General features: G+C 53.9%; 18 protein-coding genes. 7 read left to right on the top strand and 11 right to left on the bottom strand.

All coding sequences use genetic code 11. The annotated features are described in order from the left end of the window. Positions 1–86 precede the first annotated feature (86 nt). The 3 genes from E1H13_RS10630 to E1H13_RS10620 form a co-directional block, all read right to left on the bottom strand. A complete protein-coding gene (locus E1H13_RS10630) occupies positions 87–1,682 on the bottom strand; it encodes an SMI1/KNR4 family protein (RefSeq protein WP_169613392.1) in 1,596 nt (531 codons plus the stop codon). Between the two features lie 70 nt (positions 1,683–1,752). Next, the gene (locus E1H13_RS10625) at positions 1,753–2,583 is read right to left on the bottom strand and encodes a hypothetical protein (RefSeq protein WP_169613391.1); all 831 of its coding nucleotides are present in this window, start codon (positions 2,581–2,583) and stop codon (positions 1,753–1,755) included. Positions 2,584–3,073: 490 nt separating this feature from the next. Next, positions 3,074–3,541: a hypothetical protein gene (locus tag E1H13_RS10620; protein ID WP_169613390.1), complete on the bottom strand. Its 468-nt coding sequence runs from the start codon at positions 3,539–3,541 to the stop codon at positions 3,074–3,076. A 1,007-nt stretch (positions 3,542–4,548) separates the two neighbouring features. On the opposite strand from E1H13_RS10620, the gene E1H13_RS10615 reads away from it, so the two are divergent. Both E1H13_RS10615 and E1H13_RS10610 read left to right on the top strand, forming a co-directional pair. Continuing rightward, positions 4,549–5,196: a helix-turn-helix transcriptional regulator gene (locus E1H13_RS10615; protein ID WP_169613389.1), complete on the top strand. Its 648-nt coding sequence runs from the start codon at positions 4,549–4,551 to the stop codon at positions 5,194–5,196. Between the two features lie 949 nt (positions 5,197–6,145). Then, the gene (locus E1H13_RS10610) at positions 6,146–6,979 is read left to right on the top strand and encodes a pantothenate kinase (protein ID WP_169613388.1); all 834 of its coding nucleotides are present in this window, start codon (positions 6,146–6,148) and stop codon (positions 6,977–6,979) included. Here E1H13_RS10610 and E1H13_RS10605 read toward each other — a convergent pair. Continuing rightward, a complete protein-coding gene (locus E1H13_RS10605; RefSeq protein ID WP_169613387.1) occupies positions 6,974–7,828 on the bottom strand; it encodes a M48 family metallopeptidase in 855 nt (284 codons plus the stop codon). The genes E1H13_RS10610 and E1H13_RS10605 overlap by 6 nt on opposite strands. A gap of 336 nt (positions 7,829–8,164) precedes the next feature. On the opposite strand from E1H13_RS10605, the gene E1H13_RS10600 reads away from it, so the two are divergent. Further along, entirely contained in the window at positions 8,165–8,701 is a 537-nt protein-coding gene (locus E1H13_RS10600) for a DUF4330 domain-containing protein (protein WP_169613386.1), read from the top strand. Positions 8,702–8,717: 16 nt separating this feature from the next. Continuing rightward, positions 8,718–9,755 (top strand): biotin synthase BioB, encoded by a 1,038-nt coding sequence (gene bioB, locus E1H13_RS10595; protein ID WP_169613385.1) that lies wholly within the window; start codon positions 8,718–8,720, stop codon positions 9,753–9,755. Here bioB and E1H13_RS10590 read toward each other — a convergent pair. After that, positions 9,752–11,083, bottom strand: coding sequence for a cytosine deaminase (locus E1H13_RS10590; RefSeq protein WP_347404144.1), 1,332 nt, complete (start codon positions 11,081–11,083; stop codon positions 9,752–9,754). The genes bioB and E1H13_RS10590 overlap by 4 nt on opposite strands. A gap of 496 nt (positions 11,084–11,579) precedes the next feature. Then, entirely contained in the window at positions 11,580–12,548 is a 969-nt protein-coding gene (gene mdh / locus E1H13_RS10585) for a malate dehydrogenase (protein WP_169613384.1), read from the bottom strand. A gap of 300 nt (positions 12,549–12,848) precedes the next feature. On the opposite strand from mdh, the gene E1H13_RS10580 reads away from it, so the two are divergent. Continuing rightward, a complete protein-coding gene (locus E1H13_RS10580) occupies positions 12,849–14,636 on the top strand; it encodes a diguanylate cyclase (protein ID WP_169613383.1) in 1,788 nt (595 codons plus the stop codon). A 162-nt stretch (positions 14,637–14,798) separates the two neighbouring features. Here the strand turns inward: E1H13_RS10580 and E1H13_RS10575 are convergent, their stop codons facing one another. The 4 genes from E1H13_RS10575 to E1H13_RS27665 form a co-directional block, all read right to left on the bottom strand. After that, positions 14,799–15,473 (bottom strand): PspA/IM30 family protein, encoded by a 675-nt coding sequence (locus E1H13_RS10575; protein ID WP_169613382.1) that lies wholly within the window; start codon positions 15,471–15,473, stop codon positions 14,799–14,801. Between the two features lie 187 nt (positions 15,474–15,660). Beyond that, positions 15,661–17,079, bottom strand: coding sequence for an SPOR domain-containing protein (locus tag E1H13_RS10570; RefSeq protein ID WP_169613381.1), 1,419 nt, complete (start codon positions 17,077–17,079; stop codon positions 15,661–15,663). 501 nt (positions 17,080–17,580) lie between these two features. Further along, positions 17,581–19,296 (bottom strand): MBL fold metallo-hydrolase, encoded by a 1,716-nt coding sequence (locus E1H13_RS10565; protein WP_347404143.1) that lies wholly within the window; start codon positions 19,294–19,296, stop codon positions 17,581–17,583. Between the two features lie 81 nt (positions 19,297–19,377). Next, complete coding sequence (locus E1H13_RS27665) at positions 19,378–19,500, bottom strand: hypothetical protein (protein WP_256378511.1); 123 nt, start codon at positions 19,498–19,500, stop codon at positions 19,378–19,380. Positions 19,501–19,753: 253 nt separating this feature from the next. On the opposite strand from E1H13_RS27665, the gene E1H13_RS10560 reads away from it, so the two are divergent. Beyond that, on the top strand, positions 19,754–20,383 hold the full coding sequence (locus E1H13_RS10560; RefSeq protein WP_169613380.1) for a DNA-3-methyladenine glycosylase: 630 nt from the start codon (positions 19,754–19,756) through the stop codon (positions 20,381–20,383). 5 nt (positions 20,384–20,388) lie between these two features. On the opposite strand, the gene E1H13_RS10555 is transcribed toward E1H13_RS10560, so the two are convergent. Continuing rightward, on the bottom strand, positions 20,389–20,997 hold the full coding sequence (locus tag E1H13_RS10555) for a hypothetical protein (protein ID WP_169613379.1): 609 nt from the start codon (positions 20,995–20,997) through the stop codon (positions 20,389–20,391). Between E1H13_RS10555 and E1H13_RS10550 the strand changes: the two genes are divergently transcribed. Continuing rightward, entirely contained in the window at positions 20,996–22,039 is a 1,044-nt protein-coding gene (locus E1H13_RS10550) for an aspartate carbamoyltransferase catalytic subunit (protein WP_169613378.1), read from the top strand. The genes E1H13_RS10555 and E1H13_RS10550 overlap by 2 nt on opposite strands. Positions 22,040–22,298: the final 259 nt, after the last annotated feature.

Here is a 22,298-nt window from a genome sequence, read left to right as displayed (position 1 = left end):
TATCTGACTTTATATAACTCATGGTTTTTAAGTGATTGAATTTTTGTTTTAACAAAATACTGTTCAGCGCAATGAATCTCTGGCTGTTAAGTCACATTAATGAGTGGGATCTCAAAAGACGAAAGTGCTGCTGTGGCTCCAGTTAGACTGGTGATCACCTGTAGGCGATATAGACCTGCTGTCAGATTCTTGTTAAAGAATCTTGTTTGATAGTCAGATTGACCACTAATCAGAGATTTATCTTGAGTTTCCCCTAGAATTATCCACTGATGGTTAATTCGATTTTGAGCAAAAACTTGAACCTTATAAATGACCTGATCAAGCTTCGAACTGTTAGCCTGATGCCCCGCCACATGAAAACAAAGCTCGACTGAAAATGGCCTATGGCTGGATAGAAATCCCAGGTCATTAGACTTTGCCTTGTGATTACCCGTAGAAGAAAAAACAATTTTGTTTACGGTATTTTCTGGTTGATGGATGATGAGTTGATCGACTTCGATGACTAGTTCAACTTGTAAGGCCTCTGGCTTGGTTTCAGCGGTTGGGCTATCACTGAAAGTATCTGGCTGTTCTGGGATGAGTTTAGGCTGATCTGGCAACGTAGATGTAAAACGATCAAGATGAGTGGTAACCCTGACTGATACTGCAGGTGCAATGATTGGGCTGCTCTGCGCATCTTCAAGCTGTTGCATAACCCAGAATTGTAGCCTTTCCCTGGTTAAGCCCGACCAGATTTCAGGCTGATCATCTTTATCACTTTGGGCCAGAATTCTATAATCGACCTGTTGATTGAGGGTTCTAGCCTGAACATCCACCATGATTGTTCTTAAGGACTGCCAATCCATCGAACTAATCGAGTCTGCCTGCAATCCCTGACTGCACAACTTTTCAGCTTGCTCCTGATCAGCGATCGCCGTCAAATCTAGAGCTATATCTGCTGTCTTAGACCCAACTGTCGCTAACTCAGTTTCTTCAGGGATATCCTCGGCGACTGGTTGTTGGCCAGTATCTGCACTTGCCCCTTGGAACTCTAAAAAAGTTTTATATTCAGCCTCCATCATTGCTCGGAAGGAAGGATAACGATCGGCTCCTGGTAAATAGTCTGCGAAGAACCACGCTTCCCATTCCCCTTCTGGCGTCACCACTTGAGGGTTCAGTAAATAGATGGAGTCGATACCCACATCACTAATTTCAATCGCCGTATTTAGGTGTTTGGTTTTGATTTTGCTGGGGTCTTGACTATCATCATAAATCAAGTATTCTTCATTAGAAATTTCGATAGGTTCCCATTGGTCATCAATGTCTGAGAAGTCATCATCTAAGTTAGCCGTGCTGATATCCTGACGTTCAGAAAACTCCCTAATCCAGGAAGCGTGACGATTTGAAAACCGATCAATGTCCTCCGTAGACCAGAATTTATGGTTGGAGGTATCGCTTGCTTTCGCAGTTTGTCGCCAACCATTCGATACGGTTAGAAAAGACCGGTAAGAGGGGGGCAGAGGCATCCCAATCCGCCGCTCAACCCTGGTCAATTCCTCGTCCGTTGCCCCTGGATAGCCAAGCCATCCTGATGCTAATACCTCCTGGGGTAACAGGTGTCGTTCTTCTTGATCCATGGAGTCTAAAATGGCTTTGCTCCATTGTTTAAGAAAGCTTTCCCAGTCAAAGTCATTGGTGCTCATTAGGTTCTCCTGAGAGGACAGTTTTACTGCACATACCTCGCACCAGTGGGAACTGTCCTATGAGCTTCGGCTATAAGGGCAAAAGGGTGACAGAAACCTCTGATGTGGCTGGTGGTAGAGGTAATTGTGGTATGGCAACAGCCAGGTCAAATCGGTACGTCCCTGAGGATAGCGTAGTTTCTGGCGAGCGCGCTTTATAGGTGCGTTGGCCAGTGGCAAGATTACCAGCAGGAGAACTTTCTATCGGTATATGAGTACCATCAGCTCGGTTATGGAACTTACCCTGGATTTGGTAAGCTGGCTTCTCTCGGGTTAGTGCCGTAATTCCTAAGCCAACCAGCTGGAAGGTGACTTCAACCACGACAGGATAGCGGCTATTGAGAATCTCCGTCAGCAGTACGGCGGCTTTATCAGTGATCTGAGCTTTCGATAGGGTGGCTACAGACGAAATAGAGGGTTGCAAAAAGTTTATCTCGATAATTTCAAGCGCGATCGCATTTTCCTGAATCACCATCTGAGGGGAAAATTTATTAAGAGATTCAGCTACTTTGTCCAGTATCCAGGTGTAGATATCGTCATCATGGAATGATGCGGTGACTTTTTGCTGTCTATCTTCTAAATGCTCGGCCACGACTTGCTGAATATAGCCGTCATTTGTTTCTTTTACGAGAAATTCTAATGTGAAAGAAGCAACGGATTGGCTCTTGCCAGGGGTATCAGTGACAGTAGAGCTCCTTGGAGGACTGGATCTGGATTCAGCCTCGGCGGTAGTGGTCTGGTATTCACCTTCGTCGACTGGTGATGCAGCAGCTTGGGCCGGTACACTATCAGTAGAGTCTGGGTCTTGATCTGTATTTGGTAATAGTTGACCTGCTTGTTTAGATTCGTCAATAGGTTCCATGGTTAATATCCTTGATGATGAGTTCTCTTTGTATAAAAAGGATTTTCCGCAAAATAACTTCAATGCAATGGAGGTACTATGCTTAAGTCTATTAAGTAATGGTCATGAATTGCGCTAACTAAGCTGTTGAGTATCTGAATTTAATAGTGTATTCTGCAAAGCCTTTAGCGCGGGAGAAGTTGTCATTCTGTGACTTGATATCCGCAGAGTGCGCAGTGAAGAAACTTACTTTTTTATAGGATGAAATGATACTGAGTTAAAGCTGGTGGGCAGTGCTCACCCTACGACAGTTCAAGACTTATGGCCTTTACGAGGATTCAACTTCTATGGTGGTCATTTACATGGTGTCCCCAGCATGGAAAGGTCAAGAACCTTACTCTAAAGCGAGTCACCATGTAAACGACTATAAAACCGCGGAATCGGAGAGAGCGCCCCTGAGCATCACTGAATATTGCTGGTTATTGCAGTTAGCTTAGGGGATCTCAGAAACTCAATGAAGTGGGTTCTTGATTTGAATCATAATGGGGCTGTCGGAGAACCCGATCATTGCAGGACCACTGGGGGGGGGTACATCAAAGGTGACAGTAGCAACCAACTTATAGACGCCAAGTTCAGTTAACGTACCAGCGGTAACTCGAACGTTATTAGTATACTGAAGCTGGTTAGCAACCAGACTAGCGTGCAATTCACCGATCTCCTTCTCAGGCCCTGGTCCTATTGATTCGGCGAATACTTTAACGGTGTAATTATGACGCCCGTTAGCATAGTGGGAGGCCACAAATCCACCCATCTCAAACTTAACTTGAACTACAAAATCAGAGGTTACAGGGACGATAGATAGTGGGTCTTGGAATTCTGCTAGGGGTGGAGTCGGAACTTGATCGAAAACTGATAGCTCCGTTAAATCAAACCACAAAATATTTCGAGTATGCCGAGTTTTTGTAGGTTGACCAGCCATGATAAGTATCCTCTTAATTTGGTGAAACAATTTGTTTGAAATTCATGTGGTTGATGTAAAGGAAACCTGGTGGATGACCTTTGCTTAACCACACTTCGATAATCGCAGTTATTTTGGGAGTTGATGTACTCACCCTAGGGGTATTTCAATTTAGGAACCATAGAATCGCTCTTACTGTCTTGGTTTTGCTTCTAAATCCAGAACTGCTTGATCCGTAAAATCACAGATATTGTGTTGCGAACTGTTGCAACAGGCCGAAAATGCTTGATTTCACCGATGACGACTGCTCCATTGCTGGTTTCGATTACTCATCTCGGGAGTAATACAGCCCTGAGTAGACTTGATACCCTAGATATAGGCAAGGCTGATCCCGTCACTGGCCTGAAGCTACCCTACCTGAGGACAGTCAGGAGACCTGGCACTCGTTAGACCGACGATGCCTGTGCCGACTGAGGCACCACGCCGGGACACCTTGACCCACTCTAGTGCTTATATCGCTGCGGCTAACTCAACTGAAATTACTGGGGGGCACGGAAAATGCGTAAATATCGGTTAAAAAAGCCAAACCTGTTCTAGGAAAAGTGCTATTCCTGATAAAGGAAGGAGATTATGTGAAAGATCAAATGTTCTGATCTTCTCATCTCCTGAAGTAGAGGAACGTAATTAGGTGATGTCATTCCGACTAAAGGGAGGAGCCTTAAAATTTGCTAACGACTGAGATATCTCGACGTAGCTTCGCTCCGTTACTCAGTTGGAGTCGCTGTGGGTTTCATGTTGCTCGTGAAACAATATGGCAGAGCAAGGTCTACTTGATGTTATCTATTTTTTGATTGCTGACAGACAGTTTTCTGATCTTGTCTGAAGTTGAGGTCTAGTTTCTTTTTATGTGTAGTTCGATTGAGCATATAGAGGGTTATGCTGCCGGACTTCTTCTTTGGTGTGACGTGAGAGTTGGACTATGTGAAGCCATTTAATTGGTCTTCTTTTAAGGCCAGGGATGTAAGAACATGTTATTCATTCGGGTGCCAGTAGAAAATCTTCTTAAAGATCAAAAACAGATCTCAGATGAATTTGATTCAACAAACCAGGATCAAATTGACATTCGTGATCCAGTAGTGGAAGAAGCGCTCACAAAACTGACTAGTGGCATCTTGATTGTCACTGAAGGGAAGCAGACACTGTATGCAAACGACTGTGCGTGCCGTATATTGCGCCAAATTAATCAAGAACGGCAATCGTCGGATGCTATACCAAAAGAAATTTCCTATTTGTGCAATTATATTTCTGATATAAGACGTAAATTTCCTGGACAACATTGGATCACGAAAACCAAAATCTGTATTAGTAGCGCTGCTACTTTCAGTGTTACAGCACGTTATATGAAATTGGAATCTCTGGGGCAATCTTGTATTATTTTCGAGATGAGGGACCAATATCAATTGGTTAGGGGCATTGCCTTAGAAGAGGCGAAAGAGTTTGGCTTGACCGAGCGTGAAACGGAGATTTGGTTGCTACAACGAGCAAACTACACTTACAAGCAAATTGCGTCTGAGTTATTTATTGCTCCGAATACAGTCAAGAAGCATATGCAAAATATCCACTTAAAACAAAAGTCTGCATTAAATTATGTTGGTAAGTTGACTCAATGCAGTTAAGTGACCTTCTGGAAAGCTGTCTGCCGATGGTGGGTAGTGCTCATCATCTAGGGGACAGGAGTCAGGGGTTAAGCTCAAGCCCGGCTTGGTGAATGCTATTACGGTCGCAGCTGCCTGCCTTAAGGAATACGCTGCCACTCAGGATGCGAGTTTGAGGGCGTACCAAGTCAATTTTCCTCTGGCCGAAATATTGTTACCAATCATAACCTCTGTAAATCAGGGTAACAAACGGTAAAACCTATTCCCAGCTCGGGTCAGCTATGGTAGGTTAGATACATCGAAAGACAACTGAATAAACATACAAGCCTAGCTCAGATTCGCGGTTTCATCAGGCTGGTGATTGTACCTGACACATAACTTAATTGCCCTGTTTATGCACCCAACTCATGGGGTTATTTAACCGATTTCGGTTATCCAACCTATTCCTGAATGTCGGTTAAGACATAGGGTGGCGGGGGCAACTGTCGTCAAGATCATGAATACCTTTCGTTTATTGGTCTCGCTTGATTATTGATTGAACTAAAGCTACGGAATAACCAAGTTTGGTTTGATTCCGACAACTGCAAAAGTCTTAACGGAGAGTGGCCAAGATGGTCACTCTTCAGTTGTTTAAATCGAGTATCGGCTGGCGGAAATATGACCAGGATAGCTGAGGGTGACAGGGGTTAGGTGATAGGTGCAGAGATTTGGCGTCATTAATCTCCGAAATCCCCTCCTTGGGAGGCCTGTGCTGAGCCTGTCGAAGTAGGTAGGGGTGGGTCAACTCAAGTTCGATGAGACCCACCCCGCCCTCCGGGCACCCCTCCCAGGAGGGGACCACCCCGCCCTCCGGGCACTCCTCGAACGGTGCTAACCGTAGACTGCAACCCGTGAACCGTGTGCCCGAAACCCAAAACCCAAAACCCAAAACCCAAGCCTCTAAACCGCAACCCGTGAACCGTAAACCGCCTTGAACCCAGAAACTACAGCGGCAAAACCTCTCTCCCCTTGGCTAGCGTTGGTGGTTGGCAATAGCCGTCTACATTGGGGGTTGTTTGCAGACAATCAGTGGCTGGGGGGCTGGCATACGGACCATTTATCAGCGGCGCAAATGCAGGCTCTGGCCTCTGCGAACTTTGCTGCTCACCGTTGGGAACGCCTGGAACTGGGCCTACCTTCGCCGATAATGCAAGCCGGGGGGCTGGAGGGGCGATCGCCCCTACCCCTCTGGGCCGCTGCTGTGGTGCCCTCTGTGCTAGATCAACTGGTGTTCTATCCTCATCTGCATCGGGTTGATTTGGGGCAAGTGCCCCTGTCCGGGCTTTACCCAACCCTGGGTATTGATCGAGCCTTAGCCGTGCTGGGGGCAGGGAAAACCTATGGTTGGCCCAGTTTGGTGATTGACTGCGGTACGGCCCTCACCTACACTGCCGCCGACCAGGGCGGTTTGGTGGGAGGTGCGATCGCCCCTGGGCTAGGCCTGCAACTCAAGACACTCAACACCTTTACTGACCAACTACCCAAGGTGTTGGTGGACCCAGAGCAGCTCCCCCATCGCTGGGCGCTGGCGACTCCTGACGCCATGGCCAGTGGCGTGATCTATACCCTGTTGGCTGGTGTTCGTGACTTTATCGCTGACTGGCAGCAGCACTATCCTGGTGGCCAGGTGGTTTTGACCGGGGGAGATGGGGCCGCGATCGCCACTTACCTGGCCCAGCAAAAGAGCCCCCTATCAACCCACCTGATTCAGGACGATAATTTAGCCTTTTGGGGGCTACGGGCGTGTCGCCAACAAACCCTATAGCCCACGAATGCGAGCTTGGTAGGCCGCCTCATCGGTGCCGTAACCAGCATTGTCGTACTCCCCAGCATTGTGCATGCTCTGGAGATTATTCACCCGATTGCCGGGGTTGGGGTGGGTGCTCAAAAACTCCGGTGGGCTGCCGCCACGACGCTCCAGCTGCTGCATGAAGGTAATAAACCCGGTGGTATCATACCCGGCCCGACCCATATTATGGAAGCCACGACGATCGGCATCATGCTCAGCTTCACGACTGTTGGGCAACTGTAAAGCCAGCTGTACCCCCAAATTCACCAGGGTGTCCTGATTGACCCGCAGGGCACCGGCAATGCCACTGGCCAGTGCCGCCTGGCGCATTTGCTGCAGGGCATGGCGGCCGGTAATGTGACCAATTTCATGGGCCATCACCCCCGCCAATTCGGCCTCATTGCGGGCGGCTCTAATCAACCCGGTTTGAATGTAAACAAAGCCTCCCATGGTGGCAAAGGCATTTACACTGTTGTTGTCAACCACTTGAAACGTATAGGGAATCTGGGGGCGATCGCTGCTGGCGGCCAGCCGTTGCCCAATCTCATTCACGTAAGCATTAATGTCGGCATTGCGATTATAAACCCGCACCCCTTGTCGGGCCTTCAGTTGACGGTCAATTTGGGTGCCGAGATTAACCTCATCCCGGTCGGACAGGTTGGCCAATTGGACATAGCGAATGCCCTGAAAAATTAGATCAAACAGGCTAGCGTGGGAAGGGGTTGGGGTGGCCAAACCAATACCAATGGCCATTACAAAGGCCATTAGCGCATACAGCCCCCGCCGCCATAGGGATTTTGAGTGGGAGGTGAGGAAGGAAAACATAATGGTGCGTTGAACGTGTGCGTAAGCGTCGAGCGAAACCAGGTGAACTAAAAAGCATCAGCAGCACAGCAACCCTGGTTGTGGCACTGAGCAGGGGGATCTACACAAGGGGGTTATTTACACCTTGAAGTGTGATTAACCGAACGGCAACGGCCAGTGGCCACTAATCAATCTGGCTACCATCACTACAGGTTGCCCAGCTCACATTTAAAGACGCACCCATGCTCCACAAGTGCCAGCCTATGGTTCAATGATATCGACCTATAATCATCACCGTAGGAATCGAGTACCGCTCGTTGTCCCTTCACTCACCTAGGCCCAAGGGCAAGCACGGCTATGACGCTAATTGACTCTAAAGGACGACTATTTGGTAAAGTCAGCATCTTAGATGTGGCTGCCGGATTGATTATTTTGATGGTGTTGTTTGGCATTTTTCTCTACCCTGGCACGTCGGGGTCGGTCGCCCAGGTCAGGGCGGTGACCAGGCCAGTTGAAGTTGATGTGATGGTGCGAGGGCTAACCTCCTCCGATCCGGATCGCCTGTTTGAGACCATCCAGAACTCAGACACTACCAACATCATCATCCGCAACCAACCCTACGGCAGCGTCAAGGTGAAAGAAGTGCGTCGCCTGCCCCGGAGCACGGCGGTGCCCCAACCCGATGGCACCGTCATGGCCTTCCCCGATCCTCGGCCCGAGCTGGATTACACCATCGATATGCTAATTACCCTGGAGGACGACGCCCAGATTACCGCTACGGGGCCTGTGTTCGGCAACAGCAAGGTAAAGGTAGGTACTCAGATTGAATTAGATGGCGATCTCTACAATTTCAATACCAGTACGGTCGATGTGAGAGTGTTGGAAGATAGCTAATTTTTACTGAACACCTATGACTTTTGCTCCTGTTGCTTCCCCCAGCCTGGATTGGCAAGCCTTAGCAGATCAGGCCTTAGCTGGGGATGTGCTTAGCCGCGAGCAGGCCCGTGCGGTCCTCAACGCCCCCGACACAGCCCTGCTGGATCAGTTAGCTGCCGCCTATCGGGTGCGGCGCCACTACTGGGGCAATCGGGTGCGGTTGCACTTCTTGCTGAATGCCCAAAGTGGCCTCTGTCCCGAGGACTGCCACTATTGCTCACAATCTAAAATTTCGACCGCTGAGATTGAAACGTATCCCTTCATGGCCCAGGAGAAGATCCTGGCGGCGGCCGAGCGGGCCTATACCCTGAAAGCGGGGACATTTTGCATGGTGATTTCGGGGCGATCGCCTGCCCCGAGAGTGTTTGCCGATGTGCTGGAGACGGTGCGCCAGGTGAAAGCCCGCTACCCAATGAAAATCTGTGCCTGCCTGGGGCTATTGGATGAGCAGCAAACCCAACAGCTGGCGGCGGCCGGGGTTGACCGGGTTAACCACAACCTCAACACCTCAGAGCGGCACCATGGCGATATCTGCACCACCCATGACTTTCAAGACCGGATGGCAACCCTGAAGGCGGTACAGTCAGCCGGGCTGACCACCTGTTCCGGGGGGATTTTTGGCCTGGGGGAATCCGCCGATGACATTATCGATATGGCCCTGGCCCTGCGGGATCTCCAGGTGACCAGTGTGCCGCTGAACTTCCTGATTCCCATTCCCGGTACCCCGTTTGAGGGCCGCCGAGAGCTTAACCCTCGCCAGTGCCTGCGGATTCTCTGCCTGTACCGCCTGCTGTTGCCCAGCCAAGAGCTGCGGATTGCTGGTGGACGTGAGGTGCAGCTGCGGCAACTACAACCCCTGGGGCTCTATGCCGCCAACTCTATTTTTATTGGCGACTATCTGACCACCCCTGGCCAGGCTGCCCAGGCTGATTATGAGTTGATCCGCGATGCCGGGTTTGTGCTGGAAGGCCCAGATGGAGCGCCCCTGCCTCCAGACCTGGAAGGGGCCTAGTCTAGCTCCCGGTAGTCGGGGGGAGTGGTGTCAATGGGTTGGCCCTGGCGCAATACCACGCGATCGCTTTGGGGGCGTGACAACAGCTCATTAAAGGTACGGGCCGAAAACAGCACGATATCAGCTGGTTGGTGGGTCTTCAGTAGACCACCACTGGGTAAGCCCATCATTTGGGCCGGGGTACTGGTGACCGCCTTAGCCCAGTCGCCAATGGGCCGATCGAGGTGGCCGATGCGCACCGACTGGGTGAGCACTTCCACCATGTCGTGGTCGCCGTAGGCAAAGAAGGGGTCACGGCAATTGTCGCTGGCCAGGGCCACCGCCACCCCCAGTTGGTGTAGCTCAGGCAGTAGGGTCACTCCTCGGTAGCGGGGCATCCGCCCCTGGTGGCGGTCTTGCAGGTAGAGGTTGCACAGGGGCAGACTGACAATACTGATGTCCGCCTGTTTCACCTGCTGCATGGTCTCTTGGGCCTGGTCTGTGGCCTGCACTGATAGGCTACAGCAGTGTCCACAGTTTACCCGCCCCTGAAACCCTCGGCGCAATTTGGTTTGGGCCACCAGGCGCAGTCCTTCTGCCTGGGGGTCCAGACTCTCGTCAACGTGAAAATCCAGCTCTAACCCTCGCTCCTCCGCCAGGACAAAGGCCCGATCAATCCATTGTGCTAAGTCAGGGTCGGGGTAAATCACACCACCCAAAATAGCCCCATGGTCGGCGACCAGATTGGCAAAGGCCTCGGCCTTGGGCTGACCGTAAATGGACATGGCCGTCAGCCCCACCGCTTGTAGGGTCAGTTTGTGGCTCCAAATCTGCTCTAGCTGCGCAAAAACCTGAAAATTTAGCGTCTCTTTGCCCTCGACATAGTCCAGGTGGGTGCGCAGGGCCTGGGTGCCATGGGCATAGCTACACCGCAGGCCAAATTCCATGCGGCGATAGAGGTCGTCTGCCTGCCAGCAGGCGTAGTCTTGGCGGGCGGCCTCTAGGGCGGCATGGAACGTGCCATCGGGGTTGGGCCTGCGGGGCCAGATTTGCCCCTTATCCAGATGGGTGTGGCTATCCACAAAGCAGGGCCATAGCAGCCCCTGGTGCAGGTTGTACTGGGGAACATCTGGGGGCAGGGGCTGGCTAGCGGGCACAATGGCCGAAAGTTGCCCTCCCGTAATTTCCACATGGACTGCCACCAGGTCCTCTGAAAAAGGTGGGGCCGCCAGGTCAGGGATCGGGGCATAATCACCCCCATCGGTAGGCAAGCAGGCTAGGGGAACCCGGCCATGGCTGAGCCAGTAATGCTGGGGGGCGGGTGTGGGAATCGCTAAAAATTGGGTCACTGATCACCTTCTCTGTCAGACAATGTCACCGCCTGCCCCGGGGAGCATCACCCCTGGGGCACCGATAGCAGCTTAGGTTAGTCCTAGAGTTAGCGCTAGTACTGCCTGGCTGAAGTATGACCACCGTTGCCGAGGGTGTCAGGTATCGGCATCCCCTCCTGGGAAGCCTGCGCTGAGCCTGTCGAAGTGGGCAGAGGTGGGTGTCAGGAATGGTGGGCCGACTGATGCCTCAGACTACCAGTCAGGAGCACCTGGAGCCTGACAGCCTGGCTGCAGGATCAACTCAGGGTTGTCTGGCGGGAAGACTAAGACAAGACCAGGCGAGGCCAACTCAGGATTTATCTGTTTCTGTGCATAGACGACCCTGGCTCACTAGACCCAAGATTGATTTTAAGGTTGGGAGGCCAACCACCATGGTTAACAATATGACGTTGCACATTTTCTGGCAGTCGGCGGCGATCGTAACCGGTTTTTTGCTACTGATTGTGGTGCTCACCTAAACCGATAGGTCTTGCAAACAGCGCTGCACCTGCTCCTTCACCGAGCTGGCAGACCGGCTTAGGGCCGCCTGTTCCCCCTCGGTCAGAGACAGCTCTAGCACCTGCTCGACCCCCTTCAGCCCCAGGCGACAGGGAACCCCCAAGAAAAGATCCTGGATGCCGTACTGCCCTTCCAGATAGGCGGCTACGGGCAAGATCCGGGACTGGTTGTGTAAAATTGCTTCCACCATCAGACAGGTAGACGAGGCTGGGGCGTAATAGGCACCCCCCTGTTTCAGCAGCTGCACAATTTCGGCCCCGCCGTTGCGGGTGCGCTCTATTAGCGCCTGTAGGCGCTCTTGGGACAGCAACTCATTCACGGGAATACCGCTGATAGTGGAGTATTTGGGTAACGGCACCATCAGATCGCCGTGGCCGCCTAGCACCATGGCTGATACATCCCTGGGCGGTACCCCTAGCTCCATGGCAATAAAGGTTTGGAAGCGGGCTGAGTCTAACACGCCAGCCATACCCATGACTCGGTAGCTGGGCAGCCCACTTACTGTCCAGGCTAGGTAGGTCATTACATCCAGGGGGTTGGTGACCACAATGATGCAGGCATGGGGGGAATAGTCCAGGGCCCGCTGCACGGTTTCCATCACAATTTTGCCGTTCACCTGGGTCAGATCGTCACGGCTCATGCCGGGGCGGCGTGGTAGCCCAGCGGTAATCACCACAATATCTGAGTCGGCGGTGTCAGCGTAAGTGTTGGTGCCTGTAATGGTGCGATTGTGGCCTTCGCAGCCGCGAGACTGCATTAAATCAAGGGCAATCCCCTGGGGGCGATCCTCGACGATGTCAACTAAGACCACATTGGCTAGGTTGCGCTCTAAAATTCGCTGGGCTAGGGTGCTACCGACGTTGCCAGCTCCCACGACGGTGACCTGGCTCAGGTGGCAGTAGGGCTGGGGAGGAAAAGCAATCACGATAAAATCCTGAATGATGGTCGGAATCAGGGGCGGCGCTGGTGAAGCCTACTCTGTCCAGAAGCGGCTGGGGCATGAAACACCACGTTAGGAAACACCACGTTAGGAGACACCACGTTAGGTGTATCGATCGTAGGCTTCTAGATCGATTTTGCGCTGTTTGTTTGGGCGCGATCCCCCAGTTGTTGGCTTTCTTAATACCGGGGGCGGTCTACTATGAAGGCAGGGCAGCTTCTAGGCTGAATCGTTGTAACCTCTGTATTTTTTAGCCTTTGATACCCTTCCTGCCAGCTTCTGAAAATGTCAACTTTCTCTGACCCTAAGCTTTCTGCAGCAGATACAGTCCTACCCTGGGAACCTAATCAGCCCCTGGGGCGGTTGTTGACCACCTCCTGCGATGCCATGGTAGTGCTGGATAACCAGAGTTGCTGCCTGGAGGCTAATGAAGTAGCCTGTCAGCTGTTGGAGCTGCCTCGACAGACCTTGGTCGGGCGACCGATGACTGAGTTTGTGGATACAGAAAGGAATTTTGAAGGGCTGTGGCAGGCTTGGTTGCAACAGGGTCAGGGCTACAGCGAGTGCCACCTGAGATTGGCTAGCGGAGCGGTAAAACCTGGAGAGTTATCACTGACAGCTCACATTAGCCCCCACTGCCATTTAGCGATTTTTCGCGATACTAGCGATCGCCAACAGCTAGAGGCAGAGCGCAGCGCTCTGAAACGTCAGCTAGAACAACAGACAGCCCAGCAGGCGGCTCAACTGTTGCAGGTTGAGGCTGATTTGCGATCGCAGCAGCAGCGCATGGATAGCATTCTCAACTCCTTAGAGTCGGTGGTCTGGTCGGTGCATCCAAACAGCCTGGCTACCATTTATGTGAACTCTGCTACCCAGGCTGTTTATGGCTATAGCCCCGAGGCTTTTCTCAGTCATCCTGAGTTGTGGTTTAACTGCGTTTACCCAGAGGACCGTTCCTGGTTGATGGCCGCTATCCAGCAACTAGACCAAACCGGCAAACTGGACTGCGAGTACCGCATTGTCCGAGCGGATGGCATCATCCGCTGGGTACATGGCCAGGCCAGGCTGGTGGTTGATGCAGAGCAAAACCCGATTCGGATTGATGGCACCACGGTCGATATTAGCGATCGCAAACAAGCTGAGCTGGCCCTCAAAGACCTGCAAGCTACCCAACAGGCTATGTTAGACGCCATTCCTGACCTGCTGATGCGAGTGAACGGCGAGGGCTATATTCTTAACCTGATTTCGGGAGGTGAAATTGCTCTTTACGGTCCTATCTCGCGGGATCACCCCCAGTCCGTCTATGTTGGCTTTCCGAAAGCCTTAGCTGATCTGCGCATGCACTATGTGCACCAGGCCCTAATCACTCGCACCCAGCAGCGCTATGAACATGCCCTAGAACTCAACGACCAAACCCGCTACGAAGAGTCGCGGGTTGTCCCCCTTAACGACCACGAAGTACTGATCATGGTGCGGGATATTACCCAGCGCAAGCAAGCAGAGGCAGCCCAGGTGGAGCTAAATCAACAGCTAACGCTAGTCAACACTCAGCTGAACCGGTTAGCAACCATTGATGGCCTCACCCAATTGGCTAATCGTCGCAGCTTTGACCAGGCCCTGGACCGGGAATGGCTGAGGGCCAGGCGTCAACAAACCTCCCTGGCCCTGATTTTGTGCGATATAGACTATTTCAAACCCTACAACGACAACTATGGTCACCTGGCTGGCGACAACTGTTTGCAACAGGTCGCCCAAATGTTGCAATCGGTTTCACGCCGCCCGGGGGACCTGGTTGCCCGCTATGGGGGCGAAGAATTTGTCATGCTGCTGCCCAATACCTCTATTGATGGGGCGGTACAGCTAACAGAGGACATTCAACGGGCGATCGCCGCTCTCAACCTGGCCCATGCTTACTCACTGGTTAGCGGGGAGATTACCCTCAGCTTTGGGCTGGTTAGCCATTACCCCACCCCCCAGGAACATTCTCCGCGAGAACTCCTGCATCGGGCCGACATGGCGCTGTACCAGGCTAAGGCCGCAGGCCGTAACTGCTATACCATTAGTCAGCCTTAGGGGACCTCCGAGGAAGAACATCTCTGCTTTAAGGCCGCGATCGTACCTATCGTAGGGTGAAATTGCCAGCCCTTGCTCTGCGGCATAAGTCGGCCAATCATTCCTGATACCTGACACCCTCAGCAACGGTGGTCATGTCTCTGTCAAGCAGTCCTAGACCGATCAGTCTTCGCCCCCGGCCAATAGCCGAGCCTTCATCGCTGCTAACTCGTTATCCACCGGGCTGTGGTTGTTTTCTAGGGCTGCAAATTGCCGCTCTAACGGGTCACCACTGAGCTCTTCTAAAGCTTCTGCCTTGGCCTCTAAGTCCATTACCCGCTCTTCCATCCGCTCAAAGGCCACCATGGAGCTATTGGTGCCAGTTTGTCCAATCATGTCCTGAATGCGTTGGGAGGCTTCGGCGGAACGAGCTCTAGCGATATACAGATCTTTCTTAGTTTTGGCTTCGGCGATTTTGACCTCTAGTCGCCGCATATTATCCTTCAGCTTGGTTACCACCTGCTGCTGCTCACCAATTTGAGCATCCATCGCCTGGGCAGACTCTAAATAGCCTTGGCGGCGGGCCAGGGCCTGACGAGCTAAGTCTTCGGACCCTTCTTGCAGGGCCAGTTCAGCCCGGTTGTACCACTCCTTTGCGGTGGATTTAGCCTGGGCGCTTTGGCGTTCCGTACGTTTTTGGGTGGCAATGGCCTGGGCAACCGCCTGGCGGAGCTGAATTAAGTTAGTTTGCATGTCAGCCAGAGCTTGCTCCAGCACCTTTTCGGGGTCCTCGGCGTCATTCACTAGCCCGGTTAAGTTGGCTCGCAGTGCTCGCCATGCACGGTCTAACAGGCCCATAGATCCTCTCCCAAGATAGCCATTTTCTCAGCCTGGATTACCTTGTTTCAGCATAGCAGGGTCGTCATACCATCAACCTGGCTCAGGAGCTAGTACTTTTTGGCAGAAGCCGACCAACCATTCCTGATACCTGACACCTAGCACCTGATACCCTCAGTCAAGGTGATCGCATTTCTGCCTAGCGGTACTAGGGGGTGTAGACCTGAGCTGGAATGCCCTGGTTCTGAAGCTGCTGCACTAGGTTACGGGCAGATGACTCTTGGGAAAAGGCCCCGAGCTGGATGCGGGTGCCGTTGGGAAAACTGCGCACATAGGCATCACCGACCACCGTACGAGCTGATTCTAAGGACTGGTTACCGGCGTAATCGGTCACCACGTAATAGCTGGTGGACGGGGCGGGTGGGGCCTGGGTGATTGGGGCTGGGGGAGAGGCGGCTGGGGCCTGGGAGAGGGGAGCCGGTGGCGCGATGGGTCTAGGGGCTGCCGGGGCGGGATTAGCCGCTAACGGCTGGGGCGGCGGTGCACTGGCGGCCGGGGGGGCTGCCTGAACCCTAGCCGGAGGAGTGGTGGCCGCAGGTTGCTGGCGGCTGGGCGCAGGGGAGGCTGAGGCACGAGGTGCCGTAGCCCCAGTCTCTAGATTGGCTTGAGCAGGAGGCCGGACAATCTCTGCCTGAACCGACGTTGTACCCTGACTGGAGAGGGCCTGTCGATCGGGGCTGGTGGCTGAGTCTGTGGTGTTGGGGGCAGCCTCAGGGGTATCCATATCCATATCGTCTAGCTCGACTTCCCTTGTGGCGGGCCTAGACGAGGACTGACTGCCAGGTAAAGCACTGATGCGATCTAGGCTGAGAGCCATGAACTCTTGCTCTGACAAATCTGGCCCGATGCCTCGCAGGCCAGGGGTGGGAGAGTCTTCGGCGATCGCCATTTCAGAGGCAACCTCGCCATCACTGGTGTCTGAGTTACCGGTCAACCGCTGCACCAGGGGATTTTCAGTTAAGTGGCTGACTGCTTGGGGCGAGGTGACGAGATACCCGAAACTGGCACTACCTACCAGCAGGAGCAGCAGCGCCCCAATGCCCAAGGGGCTGATTAACTGGCGAGTTAACGAGGACCCCTCATCCAAGTCGTTCGCTTCATCTTGGGGTAGGCTGCCGAGTAGGGCCTCGCTACTCTCTAAGTAGTCTTCAGGCATAGCCCGGTAGGTGGTGAGGGTGCCGCCGTGGCTAAGCTGGGTGCGATGAACCGTGGTTTTCGGGATGTAGGCCTGGGTGGTGGGTTGGGCCTGCTGCCCTAAGATGGCTTGCACCTGAGGATTGGTGGGTGGTGATGGTGCAACCGCTAGGCTTGAGGTTCCCGTCCTGGGGGCTGTGGCTGCCGCTGCTTGATTCACTGTCATCAGCTTAATCGGTTTGCGAGCGGCCTGACGAAACTTAATAGTTGAGCCTGGTCCCTTAGGCACTTGCCCAGATCGGCTCTGGCGATAGCGCAGCAGCTCGTCATCAAGGCCGAGCATCAGGCTGCTAACGGCCTGTTGCACCAGTAGACTTGGGGCCGTCGCACCGTCCTTAGGTTGAGAGGGCAAATCAAGGGTCATGTCAGGCATTGGAACTATCCCCTTCAGCATAAGCTCAGACCCAATGGTACTGATTTCTGGGAACTTGGCAACTAATACCAACGAAACTTCAGGATTTCCTCTTGATAATCTATGCCCCCAGCCGTCGGTTACGGCGGTAACTCGGGTGGCCTAGCGCGCCCTATACCTCTGACCGCCTAACCCACGCTACGACCGCTGTCACAACAATTCCCCCGCCAGGGCGGACACACCGGTCCGCCCCTACGTCAGGCTGTGCTTGGGGGCGCCTCTTCATGGCCAGATTCCCTGCCAGGGCGGACACACCGGTCCGCCCCTACGTCAGGCTGTTATCTATTGCCTCGCCAAAAGCGGTGCATTGCGGCCAATACTTTTAGACCCTGGCCGCTATTGCACCCTACGCACCTGCGACTTCAATTCAAAATCCAAAATCCAAAATTCCCCTACTTCCCCACTCCATCCCCCCATCCCCCCATCCCCCCATCTCCCCATCCCCCCATCTCCCCATCTCCCCTACGCCGACTCCTCCTTGTCAGGGGACTCTAGCTGAGGAGCCGGTGGCTTGGCCTCAAAGGCGGAGCAATACCCTTCAGGGCTGACCTGAAACCCGCACAGGGGCGAGGCGGGATTGCGGCAATACCCCTGCCGCAGATGGCGACAGCGACGACAGCTGTCGGGCCGGGTGAGGTCGTCATCATTGCCGACAGCCCGCAGCAACTCCCGCTGACTGATGCCTTTGATCACCAGGTCGTCCCCTTGCCACCGGGCTTGGACCATGCCGGTGTCGGCAAAGCGTCGCCAGCGAGGATCGTCGGCGATCGCAGGGGGAAGTTGCACCTGGAGGGTCTCATCGGTTTCGGTGATTTCTCCCTCGAAGATGGGCTCTGGGGCGGCGGGCTGAATGAAGCGATCGCCGATGGGAAATTCCACCCGCTTGCCCGCTGAGGGTAGGTGCAGTTGATAGCGGGTTTGCAACTCCTCGAGGCCAGCTAGATCAGCCAGGTGAGACGGTTTACCGTGGACAAGAGCAATGTGTTGGGGGCGTAGATTGTGAATCAGTTGCGTGGTGCCAGCGCGATCGCAGTGGGTGGTCAACTGATAGGTATCCAACTGCACTTGGCCTGACTCCATTTCTGGTCCTAGGGTTTGCAGCCAGTCCAGGGTGCGCTCGGCCTCAGAGTCCGTAGCCACCAGCACCGTATTCGCCACATCAGCCGCAAAGTCTTCTGGTAGCAACACTGTCCATGGATAGGGGGATGAGCGGCAGTAGGTACTGAGGTCAGCATCCCGGTGACCAATCACAATGCAGGGGGTGTCAGCACAAGGGCGGTCCCCTGGCCCCAGGCGGCGAATGCGGGGCAAAATCCGTTCATCCCAAAACAGCGGCTGATGGCGAGCAAAATTTTGCACACTACTGGGAAAATAGGGCATCAACTCTAGGTACAGGTCGCAGCCAGCGGCCACCGTCGGATCAACCCAAACGGTGACATTCTTGCCCGTGAATTGATGGTGGCTGCGCAACAGCATTACCAACTCTTGCCCGATACCCAGGGTGGGGGTGGGCAAGAGCACCGATCGCTGCTCTTGCAACAGACGATTAACCGTAGTCGCCAACTGGTTTTCTTGCTGACGCCGATGGGGGTGTTGGGCTGTACCGTCACTGCCCTCAACAATCAGCACATCAGGCTTTAGCCCTCTCAGTTCCTCTAAGGGTAGACCATCTACCAGGCGAGAATTAGAAATAAAAAAATCCCCTGAATAAAACAGGGTGTAAGCCCGCTGGGGGGTAGTGTAGGTGAGTAAAGCACAGGCGGCCCCCGGTAAATGGCCCGCCGGCCACAGCTGAATGGTTAAATCATCCGCCAGACTAATGGGGGTATGCCATGGCAAGGCCTGGCCCAGATGAGGGGGTACCGTATCTTGCTGGTTCAGCCAATTCAGGGGCAGCAGTTGGGTCGTCACCTCGCTGCTGTAGATGGGTACCTGGGGAAACTTCTGGTTGAAGGCCAAGACGCCACGGGCATGATCGCTATGGGCATGGCTACAAAATAAAAAATCAACGGCCCCGATATCAGCCGCAGTTAAGGCGGCAAGATCCGCCACCCCACAGTCTAAGAGCACGCGCCTAGGTCCCAGTTGAACCTCTAGGCATATGCCTTCTTGACCATGGCCGACAGCATAGGGAAAGCAGGCCACCTCGCTCACAACGTCATTATCTCCCGTACTCACACCACTATAGTTATCCTACTAGCCCTACTCTGGAATCACCGATGCAGGGTAGGGATGTCGAGCCGGTGAGATCAGTCTAGCCTAGTGGGCTGAGCCATTGCCGTGATAGTCGTCGGTATCGTAAAAGCCGTTTTTGGTGCCAAAGAACAGGGTGGCTACCACAAATACCCCGGTGAGGATGGCTAAAACAAGTTTGATGTCCATAAATGCTCAATGTGGATAGAAGGAAAGATTTGCTCTAGATAGCATAGCCGTAGCCTGTACGGCTATGGCTGCTAGCCAACTTGAATACTCGGAGAGTGACCAACCAGGGCATTATCCTCGACTCAGTTTACGGTCTCAGTTTACAGTTTCAGTGGCATTGGCCAGGTTTATCCTAGCAAGGGGACCCGGTCGTGGGAAGACCAGGTGGCCAAGCTTGGGTTATGCCTAATGTTGTTGTGCCATAGTTGAAACCATGGGCGATCGCTCTCTCCCTTCCCCCAGCAGTTCTTCTAGGCTGATTGAACCAGCCTGGCTCAGTCGCTGTTCGCGGCAGGTCGCCCCCGATTTATTGGGGTGCCGCATCGTCCGCCGCTGGCCCGATGGCCGTCAACTGACAGGTATTATCGTCGAAACCGAAGCCTACACCGTCGGAGACCCGGCCTGCCATGCCTATCGCCGGGAAACCCCCCGCAACCGGGTGATGTTTGGCCCAGCAGGCTATAGCTATGTGTATTTGATCTATGGTATGTACCACTGCTTTAACGTGGTCACCGATGGCGATCGCGTCCCCAGCGCTGTGCTGGTGCGGGCCATTGAGCTAGACACAATTCCCCCCTGGCTTCAGGGCTATCGCCGCGAAAGGTCAGACCGCTGGGGGGCTGGCCCCGGCAAGTTGTGTCAGCTATTGGACATCGATCGCAGCCTCACCGCAATCCCCCTGGCACCCCAAAGCGGCCTCTGGTTAGAGCACCGCTGCCCCGCCGGGCAAGACCGCTTCAGCCCTGGGGCCGTCACCCAAACCACCCGCATCGGCCTTACCCAGGGGGCCGATCTGCCCTGGCGCTGGTACATCACCGCCTCAAAATCAGTATCAAAACGATAATTTCCCTACAAAATTAGCCGATTGCCGCGATTGGTGAAGTCCACCGCCTCAATTCCCCAGTCTGGATGGTTGACTAGGGTTTCTTTGAGACTGCCTAGCATCGCCTTTTGCTCACACAACGACAGGGAATTGAGCACCCGTCGTGAGGTGCGGGCCACCCGCAGGTCAATGGTGGCGGTTTTGGTGTCTGGGTCCACCGTCACCCGATAGCCCGATAGGGTAAATTCTGGGAACTGCTGCTCGGCCAAAATTAGGGCTACCGTTTGGTCTAGGGCCTCGGCCTCGGCCTCGGCCACCTGCACCGGCTCCGGCTGGTATCCTTCACAGTCTGACATCAGGCGATAGACCATGACGGTGGTGGCGTTCTCGGGTACCGTCCATTGTCGCTCCTGGCTATAGGTGGCTTGGGCCGCCTGCTGCAAGTCATCGGCAGGATTGGGCAGCGATAAAAACATCACTGCCGCCGCCGCCCCGCCGCTGCCATCTGCCTCGTCCCCCCGACCAACACCACACCCGACCAACATCACCCCCAGCAATAATACCCCCATCCCCCCCCGGCCCCAGTTCCAGGTATGGTGATGACGGACTTGAGCGGGGTTAAGGCAACGGACCATGGTAGATACTCCCTGGACTCGACGACATGTGTTGTCTTTGGCCGATTTTACGGCGGCAGAGCTAGAAACGGTGGTACAGACGGCTGTGAGCTTTCGGGAGGTGCTGTCGCGACGTACCCGTAAGGTACCGGCCCTACAGGGGGTGGTCGTGACCAACATGTTTTTTGAACCCTCCACCCGCACCCGCAGCAGCTTTGAGCTGGCGGCCAAACGCCTCTCGGCGGATGTGATTAATTTTTCCCCAGGGACGTCGTCCCTAAGCAAAGGGGAAACTATTTTGGATACCGCCAAAACCTATCTGGCGATGGGCACCAATCTGATGGTGATTCGTCACCAGGAGGCGGGGGTCCCCATGGCGATCGCCACCGAAATGGATCGCCTCAAGACCGGGGTGGGGGTGTTGAACGGTGGAGATGGTCTCCATGCCCATCCTTCCCAGGCGCTCTTAGATCTATTCACACTGGGGTTGACCCTCAATCCGGATAACCCCAGCAGTAGCTTGTTGGTTGGCAAGAAAGTTGCCATTGTGGGGGATATTCTCCATTCTCGGGTCGCTCGCTCTAACCTGTGGAGCCTGACTGCCTGCGGGGCGGAGGTGCACCTGGCGGCACCGCCCACCCTGTTGCCCCCTGGTTTTGGGCAGGCGTTTGTGGACCAGTGCCCCCTGGGGATACCCCGCTCCATTACCCAGCACAGTACGCTGACTCCGGCCCTAGAGGGAGCCGATTTTGTCATGACCCTGCGGTTGCAAAAGGAGCGTATGACCCAACATCTGCTGCCCAGCCTGCGGGAATATCACCAGGGGTTTGGGATTACCCGCGATCGCATTGCCTCCTGTCAGCCTACGGTTAAAGTGCTGCACCCTGGACCAGTAAATCGGGGGGTCGAAATTAGCTCTGACCTGATGGATGACCCCCGCTTCAGCTTAATTAGTGAACAGGTAACCAGTGGTGTGGCAGTACGGATGGCCCTGTTGTATCTGATGGGGTTTGGCCAGGCCGGTGACAGACTTGAGACGGCTAATGTTGGTGTTGGGTTGTAGGGGGAAGATGGGGGAGGATGGGGAGGATGGGGAGGTTTTGGATTTTGGATTCGTAGCGTGGGTTAGGCGGTCAGGGTTGGGGCAATTGCCAGGTCACTTAAATGCCGTCGTAACCCACGAGTGAGGGATGGGTGTAGACGCGTTTCGCAAGCGACATGGAACGCGAAGCGTGTGCAGCAAACCTTAACGGGTGACAACGTACCTAGAGAGCTTGCTGCATCAGGGATAGAGCATAGAAACCTCGCTGAAAATAGAGTTG

The organism is Nodosilinea sp. P-1105 (assembly GCF_012911975.1).
In the GTDB taxonomy this organism is placed as follows: Bacteria; Cyanobacteriota; Cyanobacteriia; order Phormidesmidales; family Phormidesmidaceae; genus Nodosilinea.
The sequence above is the reverse complement of the archived record's forward strand: the minus strand, read 5'-3'. Positions and strand labels throughout refer to the sequence as shown.